The sequence below is a fragment of the Brevibacillus borstelensis genome (assembly GCF_036700025.1).
GTDB lineage: Bacteria > Bacillota > Bacilli > Brevibacillales > Brevibacillaceae > Brevibacillus > Brevibacillus borstelensis.
In genome coordinates this window covers 3,833,661-3,849,947 of record NZ_CP144922.1, presented here as the reverse complement: position 1 = coordinate 3,849,947, position 16,287 = coordinate 3,833,661, and the positions used below count along the sequence as shown (strand labels likewise).

Annotated in this window: 13 protein-coding genes and 1 other annotated feature; of the genes, 9 read left to right on the top strand and 4 right to left on the bottom strand. The window is 51.5% G+C overall.

The window, feature by feature from the left end; genetic code table 11:
• The 5 genes from V5G20_RS18550 (at position 1) to leuS (ending at position 5,151) form a co-directional block, all read left to right on the top strand.
• Entirely contained in the window at positions 1-597 is a 597-nt protein-coding gene (locus tag V5G20_RS18550; RefSeq protein WP_243014389.1) for a nicotinate-nucleotide adenylyltransferase, read from the top strand.
• Positions 581-1,159 carry a bis(5'-nucleosyl)-tetraphosphatase (symmetrical) YqeK gene (yqeK, locus tag V5G20_RS18545; RefSeq protein ID WP_024984591.1) on the top strand — a complete coding sequence of 193 codons (579 nt, stop codon included), beginning with the start codon at positions 581-583 and terminating at the stop codon, positions 1,157-1,159. Before V5G20_RS18550 ends, yqeK begins: the two co-directional genes overlap by 17 nt.
• Positions 1,160-1,170: 11 nt before the next feature.
• On the top strand, positions 1,171-1,527 hold the full coding sequence (gene rsfS / locus V5G20_RS18540; protein WP_003390745.1) for a ribosome silencing factor: 357 nt from the start codon (positions 1,171-1,173) through the stop codon (positions 1,525-1,527).
• Between the two features lie 5 nt (positions 1,528-1,532).
• Entirely contained in the window at positions 1,533-2,276 is a 744-nt protein-coding gene (locus tag V5G20_RS18535; protein ID WP_338461734.1) for a class I SAM-dependent methyltransferase, read from the top strand.
• Between the two features lie 46 nt (positions 2,277-2,322).
• Positions 2,323-2,622 (top strand) — a binding site (T-box leader).
• Positions 2,623-2,733: 111 nt separating this feature from the next.
• On the top strand, positions 2,734-5,151 hold the full coding sequence (gene leuS / locus V5G20_RS18530) for a leucine--tRNA ligase (protein ID WP_171506870.1): 2,418 nt from the start codon (positions 2,734-2,736) through the stop codon (positions 5,149-5,151).
• A 59-nt stretch (positions 5,152-5,210) separates the two neighbouring features.
• On the opposite strand, the gene comER is transcribed toward leuS, so the two are convergent.
• From comER to asnB, 3 genes are all read right to left on the bottom strand, one after another.
• Positions 5,211-6,071: a late competence protein ComER gene (gene comER, locus V5G20_RS18525; RefSeq protein WP_024984588.1), complete on the bottom strand. Its 861-nt coding sequence runs from the start codon at positions 6,069-6,071 to the stop codon at positions 5,211-5,213.
• 67 nt (positions 6,072-6,138) lie between these two features.
• Complete coding sequence (locus tag V5G20_RS18520) at positions 6,139-7,026, bottom strand: helix-hairpin-helix domain-containing protein (RefSeq protein ID WP_243014388.1); 888 nt, start codon at positions 7,024-7,026, stop codon at positions 6,139-6,141.
• A gap of 323 nt (positions 7,027-7,349) precedes the next feature.
• The gene (gene asnB, locus V5G20_RS18515) at positions 7,350-9,275 is read right to left on the bottom strand and encodes an asparagine synthase (glutamine-hydrolyzing) (protein ID WP_024984586.1); all 1,926 of its coding nucleotides are present in this window, start codon (positions 9,273-9,275) and stop codon (positions 7,350-7,352) included.
• A gap of 239 nt (positions 9,276-9,514) precedes the next feature.
• On the opposite strand from asnB, the gene V5G20_RS18510 reads away from it, so the two are divergent.
• The 4 genes from V5G20_RS18510 to holA all read left to right on the top strand — a co-directional run bounded on the left by V5G20_RS18510 (position 9,515) and on the right by holA (position 14,669).
• On the top strand, positions 9,515-11,899 hold the full coding sequence (locus V5G20_RS18510) for a DNA internalization-related competence protein ComEC/Rec2 (RefSeq protein WP_122958858.1): 2,385 nt from the start codon (positions 9,515-9,517) through the stop codon (positions 11,897-11,899).
• A gap of 52 nt (positions 11,900-11,951) precedes the next feature.
• On the top strand, positions 11,952-12,497 hold the full coding sequence (locus V5G20_RS18505) for an RNA polymerase sigma factor (protein ID WP_003390730.1): 546 nt from the start codon (positions 11,952-11,954) through the stop codon (positions 12,495-12,497).
• Positions 12,497-13,369: an anti-sigma factor family protein gene (locus tag V5G20_RS18500; RefSeq protein WP_003390728.1), complete on the top strand. Its 873-nt coding sequence runs from the start codon at positions 12,497-12,499 to the stop codon at positions 13,367-13,369. The genes V5G20_RS18505 and V5G20_RS18500 overlap by 1 nt, the downstream gene beginning before the upstream one ends.
• 253 nt (positions 13,370-13,622) lie before the next feature.
• Positions 13,623-14,669 carry a DNA polymerase III subunit delta gene (gene holA, locus V5G20_RS18495; RefSeq protein WP_003390726.1) on the top strand — a complete coding sequence of 349 codons (1,047 nt, stop codon included), beginning with the start codon at positions 13,623-13,625 and terminating at the stop codon, positions 14,667-14,669.
• 241 nt (positions 14,670-14,910) lie between these two features.
• Here the strand turns inward: holA and ltrA are convergent, their stop codons facing one another.
• On the bottom strand, positions 14,911-16,209 hold the full coding sequence (gene ltrA, locus V5G20_RS18490) for a group II intron reverse transcriptase/maturase (RefSeq protein WP_024985477.1): 1,299 nt from the start codon (positions 16,207-16,209) through the stop codon (positions 14,911-14,913).
• Positions 16,210-16,287 lie beyond the last annotated feature (78 nt).

Genomic DNA, 16,287 nt, shown 5'->3' with positions numbered 1-16,287 from the left:
ATGGGACAGTCAAAAATCCAAATCGGAATCATGGGAGGCACATTTGATCCCATCCATGCCGGTCACCTTCTGGCCGCTGAGCAAGCAAGGGAACAAGCGGGGCTGGATGAGGTCTGGTTTATGCCGGCACATATTCCGCCGCACAAGGAACGGGCAGGATTGACCCCAGCCGGCGATCGGCTGCGGATGGTAGAGCTTGCTGTGGCGGATCACCCTGCCTTTCGGGCAATCGACATAGAGCTCAAACGTGGCGGTCCATCCTATACCTACGACACGATGCGAAGTCTCGTTGAGATGTATCCGGATTGCCAGTTTTCTTTTATCATTGGCGGAGATATGGTAAAAACACTTCGGCAATGGTATCGGATAGACGACTTGGTCAAAATGGTGCGGTTCATCGGCCTTTCGCGTCCAGGGGCCGAGCTGATAGAAAGTGAATATCGGGATTTTGTGACCTTGGTGGAGATGCCGGCGTGGGATTTGTCTTCGACACTGATCCGGGAAAAAGCAGCCCGGGGCAAGAGCATTCGTTACCTCGTACCCCCGGCTGTCGAGCGTTATATAAAGGAGTACGGACTATATGAGTTGGTTGAATGATCGGGAAGCGCTTCTCAGCCAAGTCCGCGCCCAAATGCACGAGAAGCGGTATCAGCATACGCTGGGCGTGGCCGAAACTGCCAGACAGCTGGCGCTTCAGTATGGGGCAGACCCCGATAAAGCCGAACTGGCGGGTTTTTTGCACGACTACTGCAAATGCTGGCCGGTTGAAAGGATGCGTGACGTTCTCATTCGTCACGATCTCCCCGCCGACCTTTTGAACGGGGACAAGGAGCTGTGGCATTCATTTGCCGGAGCAATCGTCATCCAGACGGAGATGAATGTCTCCGACCCGGACATCATCCAGGCCGTTCGCTACCATACAACGGGCCGGGTCGGGATGACGCTGTTAGAAAAAATCGTTTGTGTGGCAGACTATATAGAACCAAACCGAATCTTTCCCGGTGTTGAAACGATTCGCAGCTTGGCGTCGCAAGATCTGGATAAAGCTTTGGCGCAAGCTCTCGGCAGTACGATTCAACATTTGATCCAGCAGAAAAAAACGGTGTATCCATTGACACTGTTGGCATATAACGATCTCGTATCCGGACTGGATACATAAGGAGGAGTTTCATGGTTAAAACAGTAGAAGCCCTGGCAAGACTGGTGGCAAAGGCGGCAGAGGACAAGAAGGCGGAAAATCTGATCATCATGGACATCAGCAAGCTGTCCGTCATTGCGGATTATTTCATGATTTGCCACGGGAACAATGAACGGCAAGTACAAGCAATCGTTTCCGAGATCCGTGATCAGGCTCACAAGAACGGTTACAAGGTACGCGGCATTGAGGGAGCAGACGAAGGACGCTGGGTGCTTGTCGACCTGGAGGATGTCGTCATCCACGTATTCCATCGCGAAGACCGCGAGTTTTACAATCTCGAGCGGCTGTGGGCCGAAGCCCCTATCGTCCAATTTGGAGAGGAAGGCTGAGGTAAATGGCGTACGGGCAAATGGCGGCTGTCTACGACAGGCTGATGACCGACTCCCCTTACGATCAGTGGCTCGATTGGGCAGAGGGTGTCTGGACCAGGAAAGGGAAGCCGCGTCAAGTCATTGACCTCGGCTGCGGGACCGGAAGCATCGCCATTCCCCTGGCAAAAAGAGGGTATCAGGTGACAGGAGTTGATCTGTCTGCTGACATGCTTGCAGTAGCGTACGACAAGATGAGGCGGGAGCAGGCCCAAGTCAAATGGGTCGAACAGGACATGCGCGAACTGGCATTGCCCAAGACAGACAGTGTCTTGTCCTTTTGCGACTCGATCAGCTACTTGACGGAAGAAGAGGACGTGAAACGGACATTTTCTCTCGTCTTCGAGCATCTGCATCCAGGCGGGACCTTTTTGTTCGACGTGCACAGTCCATACAAAATCCTGCACGGTTTTGGAGACCAGACCTTTACTCTGGCCGAAGAGGAAGTTTCGTACATTTGGCAATGTTTCTGCGATCCGCTGCGGCTCGAGGTAGCGCATGAACTGACCTTTTTTCTGCGGCAGGAAAACGGCTTGTACGAACGTATCGAGGAAGTGCATGAGCAGAGGGCGTATCAGCCATATGAGCTTGCTCGCTGGCTGATGGAGACCGGCTTTGTCGATGTGGAAATAACGGCCGATTTTAGCGGCCAGCCACCGCAAGAGACGAGTGAGCGTTTGTTTTTCTCGGCTTGCCGTCCGCGAGATTGACAGCATTGGCATTGATTGTCTATAATCGAAAGTACAACCACAAACAAGGAATGCGTTGATGAGGAGTAGTACGAAAGTGAAACGGCAAAAGAGAGTTGACGGCAGGTGAAAGTCAACCCGTCCCTTTCCGAACTCGCCTCGAAGCACTCTGCCTGAAGACCGTCCAGTAGGAGCGGTTGCGTAAGGGGGAGCGTCTATCCACGATACGGATTTTTCAAGCGGGTGAGCTTATGATTGCAAGCATCAGGACTTCTGCTTTCTGTGAAGCAAAGCGATGATCGGTGTGCCGTCTGTTCACCAATGTGGGTGGTACCGCGGGAGCGTATATAATCCTCTCGTCCCTTTTCGTTTCGCGATTGGGGGCGGGAGGTTTTTATTTTTTATTGAAGTGGCCCTCTTCTTCTTAATGGGCGAAGCATTTGTTTGTTTTCATGAATCTACGATAGGAGTGCAAATCATGGCTTACAATCATCAGGAAATCGAAAAGAAATGGCAGACGTATTGGGAAGAGAATAAAACCTTTAAAACGCTGGATGATCCGAGCAAGAAGAAGTTTTATGCTCTCGACATGTTCCCGTATCCATCCGGAGCAGGCCTTCACGTAGGACACCCGGAAGGCTATACCGCGACGGATATTTTGTCCCGGATGAAACGGATGCAAGGCTACAATGTCCTGCACCCGATGGGATGGGATGCGTTCGGGCTGCCTGCTGAGCAATATGCGCTGGACACGGGCAACGACCCGGCAGAGTTTACGGAGCGCAACATCAATACGTTCCGCCGTCAAATTAAATCTCTTGGTTTTTCTTACGATTGGGACCGTGAAATCAATACAACCGATCCTGCTTATTACAAATGGACACAGTGGATTTTTACCAAGCTGTATGAGCATGGCCTGGCGTATATCGACGAAGTTGCCGTGAACTGGTGCCCAGCATTGGGAACAGTTCTGGCCAACGAAGAGGTAATTGACGGGAAAAGTGAGCGCGGAGGACATCCGGTAGAACGCCGTCCGATGAAACAGTGGGTACTGAAAATCACCAAGTATGCTGATCGTCTGCTGGAAGATTTGGAGGAGCTTGATTGGCCGGAAAGCATCAAAGAAATGCAGCGCAACTGGATTGGCCGCTCTGAAGGCGCTGAGGTTGTCTTTTCCGTTGACGGCCACGACGAGACCTTCACTGTCTTCACGACCCGCCCGGACACTTTGTACGGCGCTACCTTCGCAGTGCTTGCTCCGGAGCACAAGCTGGTGGAGAAAATTACAACACCGGAACAAAAGCAGGCAGTTGAAGACTACCTGGAGCAAGCCAAACGGAAAAGCGATTTGGAGCGTACAGACCTGGCCAAGGAAAAAACGGGCGTGTTTACAGGTGCGTACGCAATCAATCCGGTAAATGGAGAAAAACTGCCGATCTGGATTGCCGACTACGTCCTGATCAGTTACGGTACCGGTTCTGTAATGGCTGTTCCCGCTCACGATGAGCGCGACTATGAATTTGCGCAAGCATACAATCTGCCGATCAAGGAAGTAATCCGCGGCGGAGATGTATCCAAGCAAGCGTATACGGGCGATGGGGAGCACATCAACTCCGGCTTCCTGGATGGATTGAACAAGGAACAGGCAATCAGCAAAATGATTGAATGGCTGGAGGAGAACAACAAAGGAAAACGAAAAGTAACCTTCCGCCTGCGCGATTGGCTGTTTAGCCGCCAGCGTTATTGGGGAGAGCCGATTCCGATCATCCACCTGGAGGACGGAACGATGAAGGTAGTGCCGGAAGCAGAGCTGCCGGTCGTCCTGCCGAAGACGAAGGAAATCAAGCCTTCCGGAACAGGCGAGTCGCCGCTGGCCAACATCAGCGAGTGGGTGAACATCGTCGATCCGGAAACGGGGATGAAAGCCCGTCGGGAAACCAATACGATGCCACAGTGGGCAGGTAGCTGCTGGTACTTCCTGCGCTTTATCGACCCACACAACGACAAGGCATTTGCCGATCCGGAAAAGCTGAAGGAATGGCTCCCGATCGACATTTACATCGGCGGTGCGGAACACGCGGTTCTTCATCTGCTGTATGCTCGTTTCTGGCACAAATTCCTCTACGATATCGGCGTTGTGCCGACGAAGGAGCCGTTCCAGAAGCTGTTCAACCAGGGCATGATTCTGGGTGAAAACAACGAGAAGATGAGCAAATCCAAAGGCAATGTCGTCAACCCGGACGAAATCGTTCACAGCCACGGTGCCGACACATTGCGCCTGTACGAAATGTTCATGGGTCCGCTCGACGCCTCTATCGCTTGGTCGACAAAAGGGCTCGACGGCGCACGCCGCTTCCTTGACCGCGTCTGGAGATTGTACGTAGATGACAATGGCGCGCTGAACACGAAAATCTCTCCAAAGGCTGACCTGCAACCGCTTGAGCGGGTGTATCATCAGACTGTGAAAAAAGTGACGGAGGATTACGAGAACCTTCGTTTCAATACCGGTATTTCGCAGCTGATGGTCTTCATCAATGAAGCGTACCGCGCTGAAGCTCTGCCAAAAACCTACATGGAAGGCTTCGTGAAGATGTTGGCTCCGATTGCTCCTCACATTTGTGAAGAGCTGTGGGAAAAACTGGGCCACAAGGAAACACTGTCCTACGAGCCATGGCCAGAATATGATGAGTCCAAGCTGATAGAGGATGAAGTGGAGATCGTCCTGCAAATTAACGGTAAAAACCGGGAAAAACTGCTCATTCCAGCTGATGCGACCAAAGAGCAAATGGAAGAAATGGCTGGAAACAATGAGACGATCAAAGAGCTGATCGAAGGCAAGACAATCGTCAAAGTAATTGCAGTACCAGGAAAACTGGTAAATATCGTCGTTCGTTAAGAAAGTGCCAAGGAAGAGGAACGGAGCCATTCAAAAGGCTTCGTTCCTTTTTCTATGCTTCAAGACGAAGGGAGGCCGTTGCCATTGGCTGGCGGTACCGTTCGCAACTGGATTTTCACCATTTCCACGTCTTCTGCAAATTTGGAATGGGTGCGTCGGAATACCTCGCGAAAAACGCCGGGAATGCCGTTCTGAAGGGCTATAAGACCTTCGCCTGTAATCCCTCCGGGTACACAAACACGCTTTTCGAGAGCCTGGAAGGAGAACATCTCCTTTTTAAACAACTCCCCCATTCCAATGATCATTTGCATGGCCAAATGGGAGGCAGCTTCTTCCGAAATGCCGGTCTCTTCCATAGCGTCATTAATCATATGGCGAAGAATGTAGCTGACAAAAGCCGGGCCGCAGCTGGTAATATCGGAGGCCACCCGCAAAAATGGCTCTGGCACCTCTACCGGTTGACTGATGCTAGAAAAGAGATGAAGGATCTTGTCACGCCACTCGGGGGTAATGCGCATGCCGAATTCGCATAAACTGACGCCGCTGCCTGCGGCATTGGTAATGCTGGGGACCACTCTGGCAACCGGGCAGGGAACGAGCGACTCCAAATGCTCCAATGAAACAGGGCTCGTGATGGTGATTAAAAGATGATCCGAAGTCAACCAATCGCGGAGTTCAACAAGGACCTTGCTGTATTCAGACGGCTTGATGCACAGCAGCAGCACGGCGGCTTCCTTTGCCACTTGGGCATTGCTCGTGGCGACGACCAGACCGGGGTGACGGTCGGCAATTTTTTCTGCTTTGGCGACCGTCCGGTTGTAAGCGATAAATTGGCTGGGAGACAAGGCTTTGGCCGCAATCAGGGCATCGATCAATAGACTGCCCATGCTGCCCGTTCCAACAATGCCGATCCTTTCCATAGGAATTTCCTCCCTCTACTCATTCTCCCCCCATTCTATGAGATGACGAGCCCGTTCATGCTCCTTCTTACTGGATGCGGATCTGATCCTTCATCCGCTCGTAGATTTTCGCCCCGATCCCGCTGATTTGCTTGAGCTCATCCGGAGAGCGGAATCCTCCCTTTTTTGTTCTGTATTCCAAAATGGCCTTTGCGCGAGATTCACCGACACCTGGCAGCGTCATCAATTCCTCCAGGGTGGCCGTATTCACATTGACCCCCTTGCCGGCGGCGGAAGGAGAGGCGCTTCCGGAGCTTGAGCCCGAAGCGGAAGCGGAGGCAGAGGGGGAGACGGCGGAAGCCACATCTTGTTGTGAACAAGCAGAGGCGGCTCCTTTTACAGGAATGAGAATGGCGCTTCCGTCAGTCAATTTTTCCGCAAGATTGATTCGTTCCACGTCTCCGTCGGGAAGTGTTCCTCCTGCTTTTTCGATCGCGTCCGCCACTCTTGCTCCCGGCTCCAAAGCATAAAGCCCGGGGTGCTTTACTTTTCCTTTGACATCTACATAGAGGAGAGGAGGGGAAGCGCCAGTCCTCCCGCTGCCTTTGGAGGAAGCACTTGCTGAAGGAGCACCGCCAGAAGAAACGCTCCCTGAAGAGGTGCCGCCTAAAGAGACACCTTCTGACGAAGCACCAGCACCCGATAACGCCGTGTATGGACTGCCTGCCCGGTTCACCCCCATTTCTGATACAACTCCGCCTTGCTGTTGGGGATTGGAGACGGCAGCAGGCAGTAACGACTCGGATGAAGCAAGCGTTATATCCGATTCGTTGGCCGACGCCACCTCCTGAAACGGACTGCCCGCGTGCACCGTATTTTGTTGTGCTCTGTAGATCCAAAAACTTACTCCTGCAAAGACAACCGCGAGACTTATGAGTATGTACCGGCGATAGCGCTCCCACAAGTCATACAGCATGTAAACACCTCCGTGATATGCAGGCATATTTGATGGACTGCCTGCATCTACAGGCATCCTACGAAATGACAGCGGGAGTACGCAAATTTTTTGAAAAATGCAGCCAGTATCGGAAAAATGAAGCGAGTATCGGAAAATTGGAGCGATTATAGGAAAAATGCTGCGAGTATAGGAAAGCTAAGGGAGAATTCCCGGGAAAAAGAAAAAGGCCCGCCCGTCATACGACGAGCGAAGCCTGTAATGATTTTGAATACGCTGCGACTGCAGCAGCGAAAGCGGGTGTTACTTGCAAGCCTTTCGCTTAGCCAATCCGCCTCAGTCTGTTAGCCGATCCTCTCCAGAGAGTCCTTTTTTCGGCGAATCTCCACACTCGGACTGACGTAAGGGCCAAACTGATGCTTTTGCTCAATAAAGATCTGATGCCACAGCATGAAGATCAGGATGGTCCAGATTTTTCGGCTGTAGTCGGCATGGCCCTCGCGATGTTCATCGAGCATATAGAGAACGTACGCCTTGTTGATCAGATGATCTACCTTGGACTCAAAAATAAGCTCCTTGGCCCATTTGTAGAATTCATTTTTCAGCCAGTGACGGGTAGGGACTGGGAAGCCCAGCTTCTTCCTCGTCTTGATTTCCGGAGGCAGGAAGTCTTTCATGGCTTCGCGAAGAACATGCTTCGTCGTGCCGTTGGCAATTTTGTATTTGGTCGGGATGGTAGCCGCAAATTCAAATACTTTTGTATCGATGAAAGGCACGCGCAGCTCCAATGAGTTGGCCATTGTCATCTTGTCTGCCTTCATCAAAATGTTGCCGCGCAGCCAGGTATGGATGTCCAGATACTGCATCTTGGTCACATCGTCAAGTGATTGCGCACGCTTGTAAATTTCCTCCGTGACCGACCATGGGGTCCGATATGACTCCGAGTGCAGGATATCCTGTGTGACCACGCGTTCCTTCATTTCTTCACTGAAGATCAGGGCATTTCCAAAAAAGCGTTCTTCTACCGTTTTGGAGCCGCGGATCAGGAAGTTTTTCCCTTTCACCTGATCAGGCAGTTTCTCTGCCAAAAAACGGACGGAGCTTCTCATCCAGTCGGGCATATGAGAGAACATGCGCAGGGAATGTGGCTCCCGGTAGATGTTGTAACCCCCGAAAAACTCGTCTGCCCCTTCGCCGGAGAGAACGACTGTCACGTGTTCGCTGGCCATTTGAGCTACGAAATAAAGCAGGATCGCCGAAGGATCGGCTACGGGCTCATCCTGATGCCAGACGAGTCTGGGCAACTCGTCCATGTAACGCTGGGCGTTTACCACCAGCTCGTGGTGTTCGGTTCCCAAAAATTGTGCGGTCCTGCGGGCGTAGTCCAGCTCGCTGTATCCAGGGATGTCGGAACCGACAGAAAAGGTTTTGACATCCTCGAAAGTCCGCAGCATGGCGACGATACTGCTGGAATCCACTCCGCTGGACAAAAACGCGCCGCGGGGTACTTCACTGATCCGGTGTTTGTCAACAGACTCCAGCATGATGCTGCGGGTGCCTTCGACAAAGTAAGAAAAAGGCTTGCTCTCATCTGGCTTGAATTCCACGTCCCAATAACGTTCCAACTGAATCCGGTCGTTCTGGATGATGAAGAAATGAGCAGGCGGGATGCGGTAGATGCCCTGGTACATCGTTTCCGGGTCAGGTACGTATTGGAATGTCAAATAATGGTAAAAGCCGGTTGGATTTACTTCTCTTTTGACACCGGGGAGCTCCAACAGACTTTTGATTTCACTTGCAACAGCAATCGAATCCTCTGTCTCAACATAATAGAGAGGCTTGATCCCGAATTGATCGCGCGCTCCGAACAGGCGTTTATTGCGTGAATCATAAATCGTGAAGCCAAACATGCCCCGCAAATGCTTGGGCGCGTCGGTTCCGACTTCCTCGTACAGATGCAGGATCGTTTCGATGTCGGAATCCGTATGGAATACGTGACCGCACTCCTTCAACCATTGCTGCAATTCTTTGTAGTTGTAGATTTCGCCGTTGCCGATGATCCAAATGTCTCGTGTTTCGTTAAACAGCGGCTGATGGCCGCCTTCCACGTCAATGATGCTTAAACGACGAAAGCCCAGTGCGATGTTGTCTTCCAGATGAAAACCGTCATCGTCTGGACCGCGGTGCAGGATAACACGGGTCATGGCGCCAATCGTCTCTTGCAGGACGGGCGCTTGCCGCTTGTTGTAGAGTGATACGATTCCACACATATGAAATGACTCTTCCTCTCACTCAGATTGCTCTAGCTAACTCTATCACGGATTGACGGTCAAAGCAATCTTTCCAATTGCCCAAGAAGCTGTGCCAGCCGTGGCAACAGACGCTTTTCTATGAAAGGAAGGGCGACAGTCAGGCAGCTTTTGCCCTCACAAAAAGCAGGGTCTTTTTTTTGTCCCGGAGAAGCGGTGTACACTGGTTGCTCCGATGCTTGATCCGGGAGGGGGATATCTTGACTGCTTTTGGGGCTAGTCTATCGTATCTGGCAGGGGTACTTGCCGGAGCTTATTTGTCGATTGCCTGGCTGTTTCTCTTTGCAGGGCTGCTTGCTGCAGTGTGCGTGTTTATTCCCAAGGAGGCTGGAAAGAAGCTGAGCCTCGTCAGTCTGATCTGTATTGGCAGCGGATTTTATTTTCATGTCTATGATAGCATGCATCAATCCTATTTGCGTGTCCCGGCTGCGGAGGAATCGCTGATCCATTTTCGCGGAGAGATTGCGACACCTGTCAAGCGTGACGGCGATTCGGCACGTTTTTTTCTTCTGGTTGAGAGCGTCGGGGTCAGCAGGGAACAAATGGAGGATTTGCCCGGCGCAGAGCGGATTGCGTTTCGGGTTGGATTAGAGCAAGAGCAGGAGGCAATGGCCATCGAGCAATGGCTTCCGGGTGACCGGATTGCGGGCAAGATGCTGTTGAGCTTGCCCGCAGGAGCCCGCAATCCGCACGCATTTGACTACGCGCGCTACCTGAGATGGCAGGGAGTTTACGTCACAGGTGAGGCGGAATATGGGGAGCTCGTCAGGGGAGAGGCCAGGACCGGGGTGATGAGGCTGTTCCATCAATGGCAAAACGATGCCAAGGAACGGCTGGACCGCGTATTCAGAGACGACGAAACGTCCGGCTATATGAGCTCGCTATTGCTGGGGGTAACTGACGGCGTTTCCCCGGAGACGCAGGAAATGTACGCCAATCTGGGGATCAGCCATGTTCTGGCGATTTCCGGCCTGCATGTTACGCTCGTCAGCGGCATGTTCCTGTGGGGGATCGAACGTCTTGGCGTTCCGCGAAAAACAGCGCTTGTTTGCACGATCGGGATGCTCGCAGGGTATGTGCTTCTGGTCGGAGCCAGCGCTTCTGCCGTGCGTGCCGGGATCATGGGAGGCATCGGCCTGTTGTACCAGGCGATGAGCCGGAAAATGGATGGAAAAGAACTGTGGGGCTGGGCCTTGATCGGTATGCTGACTGTCAATCCGTATCAACTGTGGCATATCGGCTTTCAACTTTCCTTTGCCGTCACGCTCGGCTTGCTCGTTTACGTCCCGATCAGCCTGGCGTGCATACGGTTTGGACCTTCCTGGCTGCGGGCAAGTCTAGGCGTCACCTTTGCCGCACAAGCTGTTTCGTTTCCTTTCCTGCTCTATCACTTTCATCAGTCACACTCTGTATCCTGGCTGGTCAATCTCGTCGCCGTCCCAATCCTATCCCTCGTAGTGCTTCCCGCAGGGTATGCAGCATTGCTCGGCAGCTTGCTTCATCCTGCTCTGGCCGTGCTGCCATCAGGTTTGGCATCGTGGATACTGGAGTGGCTGCACGATCCCTTATTTCGACTCCATCAGACAAATGTTCCGTTTTCTTATTGGCCGCATCCGGATTTGTGGTGGATGATTGCCTATGCCGTCTTTTTGGTTTTGCTCCCGATATTATGGAAAAACGGCTACCATCGGCGCAGGGATTTTTGGCTCTACGTAGCGGTCTATTTTCTCTTGCTCATCCTAGCCAGGCAGCCGTTTTCAGGGACTGAAGAAGTACGAATTACCTTCCTGGATGTAGGGCAAGGGGATTCTATCGTTGTCGAGATTGGTAAAAAGAAGGTATACTTAATTGATGCGGGAGGGACACCTGTGTACCGGAACAGGGACTCCTGGAGGAAAAAACGCGATCCGTTTGAGGTAGGTAAAGATATCGTATCCCCGTTTTTACGGGCAAGGGGAATAGAACGGATCGACTATGTGGTGATGACGCACGGGGATCACGACCACATCGGAGGGATGGGAGCACTCGTATCGCGCTTTTCGATTGGTGCCGTACTAGTAAATGGCTCATCTCCCCGTGAAGAAGAAGAGAGCCTGATTGCGCGTTTCCGCGAGCGCCGTATCCCGGTACTGACAGGGAGGCCTGATCTAGCCTGGACGGATGGTCCGGGGGTGGAGTGGGTTTGGCTTCATCCTGATGGGAGCGGCACACAGACGGGCAACGATGCATCTGTTGTGCTCCAGCTTACCGCGTACGGTAAGACCGTACTCTTCACCGGTGATCTGGAGGAAAGAGGGGAAAATCAACTGCTGGCGGGGAAGCTGTCTCCGTCTGTAGATGTTTTGAAAGTAGGCCATCACGGCAGTCGCACATCCACTACTGCCGATTTTCTGGCTGCCATACAACCGAAAAACGCCGTCATTTCTGCCGGACAAAAAAACCGCTACGGGCATCCCTCGCCTGCGGTACTAACAAGATTACATGAAGCGGGTGCAAAGGTATTTCGAACCGATTTGCAGGGAGCGATCACACTCGTGATCCGGAAAGACTCCATCTATTGGGAGACGCAAATTTCCGATACATAAATACTTGCAACCTTTTTTAACAGCGCCCCGTCTGTAGGAGGGAGAGGAGAATATGGGAGAAGCAGAGTTAATCAGGAAAGCGCAATCCGGGGATCATGAAGCGCTTGTAGAGCTCCTCCGCACAATTGAGACCTCTGTCTACCGTAGCGCCTTTTACATCCTTGGCAATGAACAGGATGCTCTCGATGCCGCACAAGAAGCATTGATCAGGATTTATCGTAAAATAGATACGTACCAGGAGAAGGCGAAATTTTCCACATGGGTACAGCGGGTCGTGAGCAATGTCTGCATGGATAAATTTCGCGCGAAGAAAGAGACGGTCTCGATTGACGAGCACGAGTTAATCATTCCTGATCGTAACAACGTGGAAGACGAAATCCTTCTCAACAGTTTGTCGCAAGATATAAAAGCGGCAATTGGAAAATTGCCAAAGCAGTATCGCATGGTAGTCGTCCTGCGCTATCTGGAGGACTTCTCTTATCAGGAGATTGCCGAAGCGCTGGAATTGCCGCTAAACACTGTCAAATCGTACTTGTTTCGGGCCAGACAACAGCTTCAAGAGCTGTTGCACGACTACGAGAAAGGGGGGATAGGTTGATGACCGACGAAGAAATTTGGGAATGCATGCAGCGGGATCTGGATGGAGATCTCTCACCGGAAGAGAAGCGGCAGCTTCATGACTTACTCCTAAAGAAGCCAAGCATGCAGCTCATGTATGACCGTTTGAAAAAAGTATCCGAGCAGTTGGAACAGCTTCCCCCTGTGACACCGAGGTTTAGTATTGTCGACACGATTTTGCCGCAGCTGGAGTCCGAGAAGGTCCGGCCAGCTGCCGCAGCCGGCTCGGAAAAGGAGATTTTGCCGAAGCTGGAGCCAAAGCAGTTGACAGCGAAAACATCACCCGTGCATGAGCGGCGAAAGTGGAACCGCGTCACCCTGTGGACGGCGCGGATCGGAAGCGGTGTTGTTGCTGCCAGTTTGTTGATCGGCCTTGTAGTAATGGGGAATCCCGCAAGTTCCCCGGATGAAGACGAATACCGGCAAGGAACGTCGGTCCAGCCTCCAGAAGAGGTCCAACCGGCTGTAGTGGGGCCGCCCACTCCCCCTCCCAGCAATAATCCATCTCAACCTATCGTACCTGAGGAGGAGAAGGAGCAGTCCCAGAAAGAACAACCGGTTAAACGACAGACTCCAAAACAAAAGACAACGCCAGTAAAACAACAGCAGAAACAGGTTCCAGCAAAAACGCAAAAGCCTGATCCAAACGTGCCCAAGCCCCCACCGAAGCCGGCCGTGAAAGGTCAGGACGAGAAGCCTGCCTTTCCGTACGGTGTAGCAGTACCGGATGAAGAAGAGAAGAAGAAGGAAAAAGAAAAAAAGGAAAAAGAAAAGGAAAAGCAGGACAAGAAGAAAGATGACGACGATGATCAAGATGATCGTCAAGACAAGGACAAAGACGATGAGGATTGACTAGGAATCCCTCGTGTCGAAAGCAAATGATGACAAGTGTACTGGCACCGATCCGGCAAGGGATGCGTATAGTAAAGTATCAAGCACCCCCTGCTTACCGTTTCGGGAGGAGGTATCCCGGGGCTTCTCCCCAAAACGTTTACATAGAGGTGCCAACGGAAGAAAACCGTGACCTGATGGGTTGCGGTTTTTTCGTTTGCAGGTGCACGTCTATGCTATAATTACACCGAATACGACCTTAGGGGGGGACATCATGCCGCTTCTTTCGGCAATTCGGGAGATCAGACAAAAACAGTTCGCTCCGATTTATGTACTTTACGGACCCGAGTCCTTTCTCGCTGAGGAATTCATGACTCTAGCAAAGCGGGAAATGATCGATCCGGCATACGCGGATTTGAACCTGAGCGTGTACGACTGTACGGAAACCCCGCTGTCTCACATATTGCAGGATGCGGAGACGCTGCCTTTTCTGGGGGAGCATCGCCTGGTTATCGCCAAGCAAGCGTATTTTTTGACAGGCAGCAAGCCGCAGACGAAGCACGAGAGCGATCCGAATGTCCTGATTCCTTATCTGGAGCAACCTCCGTCATATACGACACTGATTCTGTACACGGATGCAGATAAACTGGACGAACGAAAAAAACTGGTGAAAAGCTTGCAGCAAAAAGCGAGGGTAATCCCGTTTCCGCACCTGCGAGATTCGGATTTGTACGCATGGATCGAGCGTCAAGCCCAGAAATACGAAACCAGTATGGAGAGATCGCTCGCAGCCAAGCTGGCGGAGCGGATCGGCGGAGATTTGCGCCTGCTTGACAAAGAGCTGGAAAAAATGTCTTTGTACGTTGGCGGGAAGGGCGGCGTGATTACAGACGAAGTGATCGAGAAGCTGGCCTCTCGGACATTGGAGCAAGACGTTTTTGCCCTGATCGAACAGATCGCCGCAGGCAGGCTGGACAAGGGGCTGCGCATGCTGTACGACTGTTTGAAGACGGGAGAAGAGCCGATTCGTCTGCTCGCGCTGATGGCCAGACAATTTCGTCTGTTGCTGCATGTCCGGCAATGGGCGCCCAAGGGCTATTCGCAACAGCAGTTGGCCGGGATGCTGAAGGTTCATCCATATGCAGTGAAGAAGGCGGGAGAACAGGCCCGCTATTTTTCAGAAGAGGCGCTTCGCAAGCTTCTTGCCATTTTGGCGGAAGAGGATTTCCGGATGAAGTCGGGACAGGTGGACAAGCGGCTGGCTCTGGAGCTGTTTATGACGCGCGTATTTGAGGAAAGGATGAAAGCCAAGCGGTCCTGACCGTTTGGCTTTTTGTCCGTCCAGGACGCTGCCTTTCTGTTTGCTAGAGAAAGGCGTCGCTTCAGAAGAAAAAACGAGCTTCAGAACAGCGATGCGACAAATTTTGTAGAGTAGAGAACTGAAACTTTCGGGCGACCGTATGGTCGCCTTGCTCATTTCAGCTCCCCCTCATCAAACCGTACGTGAGGTTTTCCCTCATACGGCTTTCCGATGTTCTTCTTTCTTTGGCATTCGGCTTACTTTATCCGGCTAATTTCAATAAACTACCCTGCGTGTTTTGTATGACCTTCAGCTTTCCGGCATGTTTATTCCGCTTGCTTCTTTTCTTGTTGCAGAAGATTGTAAGGCGTTCAATCACATACCAGTCTATCCGTCTTGCCCATCGTTTGGCGATGGGCGAGATGAAGTAGTAGTTCTTGAACCCCCTTAGCTTGCGATTTAGCCCTTTCACTAGCTCTTCTAGAGACAGAAACAGTTTGTTCCTTGGTGCAGTGTATTCCTTAATTTTACGTCTCATTTCCTTCATTGCTTTCTTAGCTGGTACATGAGACATAGCAAATACCTTGCTCCCCCCTTTGTTGAACACGGGGAATTTGCGATGGTGCAGCCCAAGAAAGTCAAACCCAGTGGAATTGTCCCAAATATTAACGAGTCTAGATTTCTCTTTACTGAGACTAAGCTCCAGCTTGTTTAGAATAGCCATCAGCACTTGAATGCTTTCCAATGCTTCTTGTTTGGTTCTGCACATGATAACGAAGTCATCCGCATAGCGGATAAGTGTGCCAAGATGGGAGAATTGATTTTCCCAAATGGTGTCCATGTAGTTTAGATAGATGTTTGAAAGAAGAGGCGAGATTACCCCTCCTTGCGGAGTTCCCAGTTCTGTTTCATGGAATTGATCATTTTCCATGACCCCAGCCTGCAGCCATTGTCGGATAAGTTTCAGAACACGTCTGTCGCTGATTCTCATTTCGACCAGTTTCATCAACTTCTCATGGTTGATGTTGTCGAAATACCCTTTAATGTCAACATCTACGACCCAATAACACCTCTTGCTTGCTTTGCGTATCTGTGCAATTGCCTGGTGAGCATTTCTTCCTGGCCGAAAGCCATAAGAACAGTCCCGAAAATCAGCTTCAAAGATCGGTTCAATGACTAGCTTAGTAGCCATTTGGACCACCCGATCCTTGATCGTCGGGATGCCGAGTGGACGTTTCTTGCCATCCGGTTTAGGGATGTAAGTTCGACGAACCGGATGTGGACGATACCGCTTTTCTTTTAAATCTAGATAGATCTCGTTAAGAAAACGGCTCTCCCCATACTCCTCCACAATCTGTGCGATGGATTGTCCGTCGATTCCTCCGCTCCCTTTATTTGCTTTTACTCTCCTCCAAGCTGTCGCTAGAATATCCGGGCGGTAGATTTTGTCATACAAGGCATGAAATCGCCGTTTTGAGTTTGCCTTGGCACAAAGATATAGGGTTGTCCAAAGTTGTCGAGCTTTTACATCGGTGTAGTTAGCAAGTTTACTTGCATTCACTCACTCTTACCTCCTTCGACCCGTGAACAAAGCAGGGCTCCTTCCCTCCATAAGGTTGTGTTGTCCTTATGTTCATCG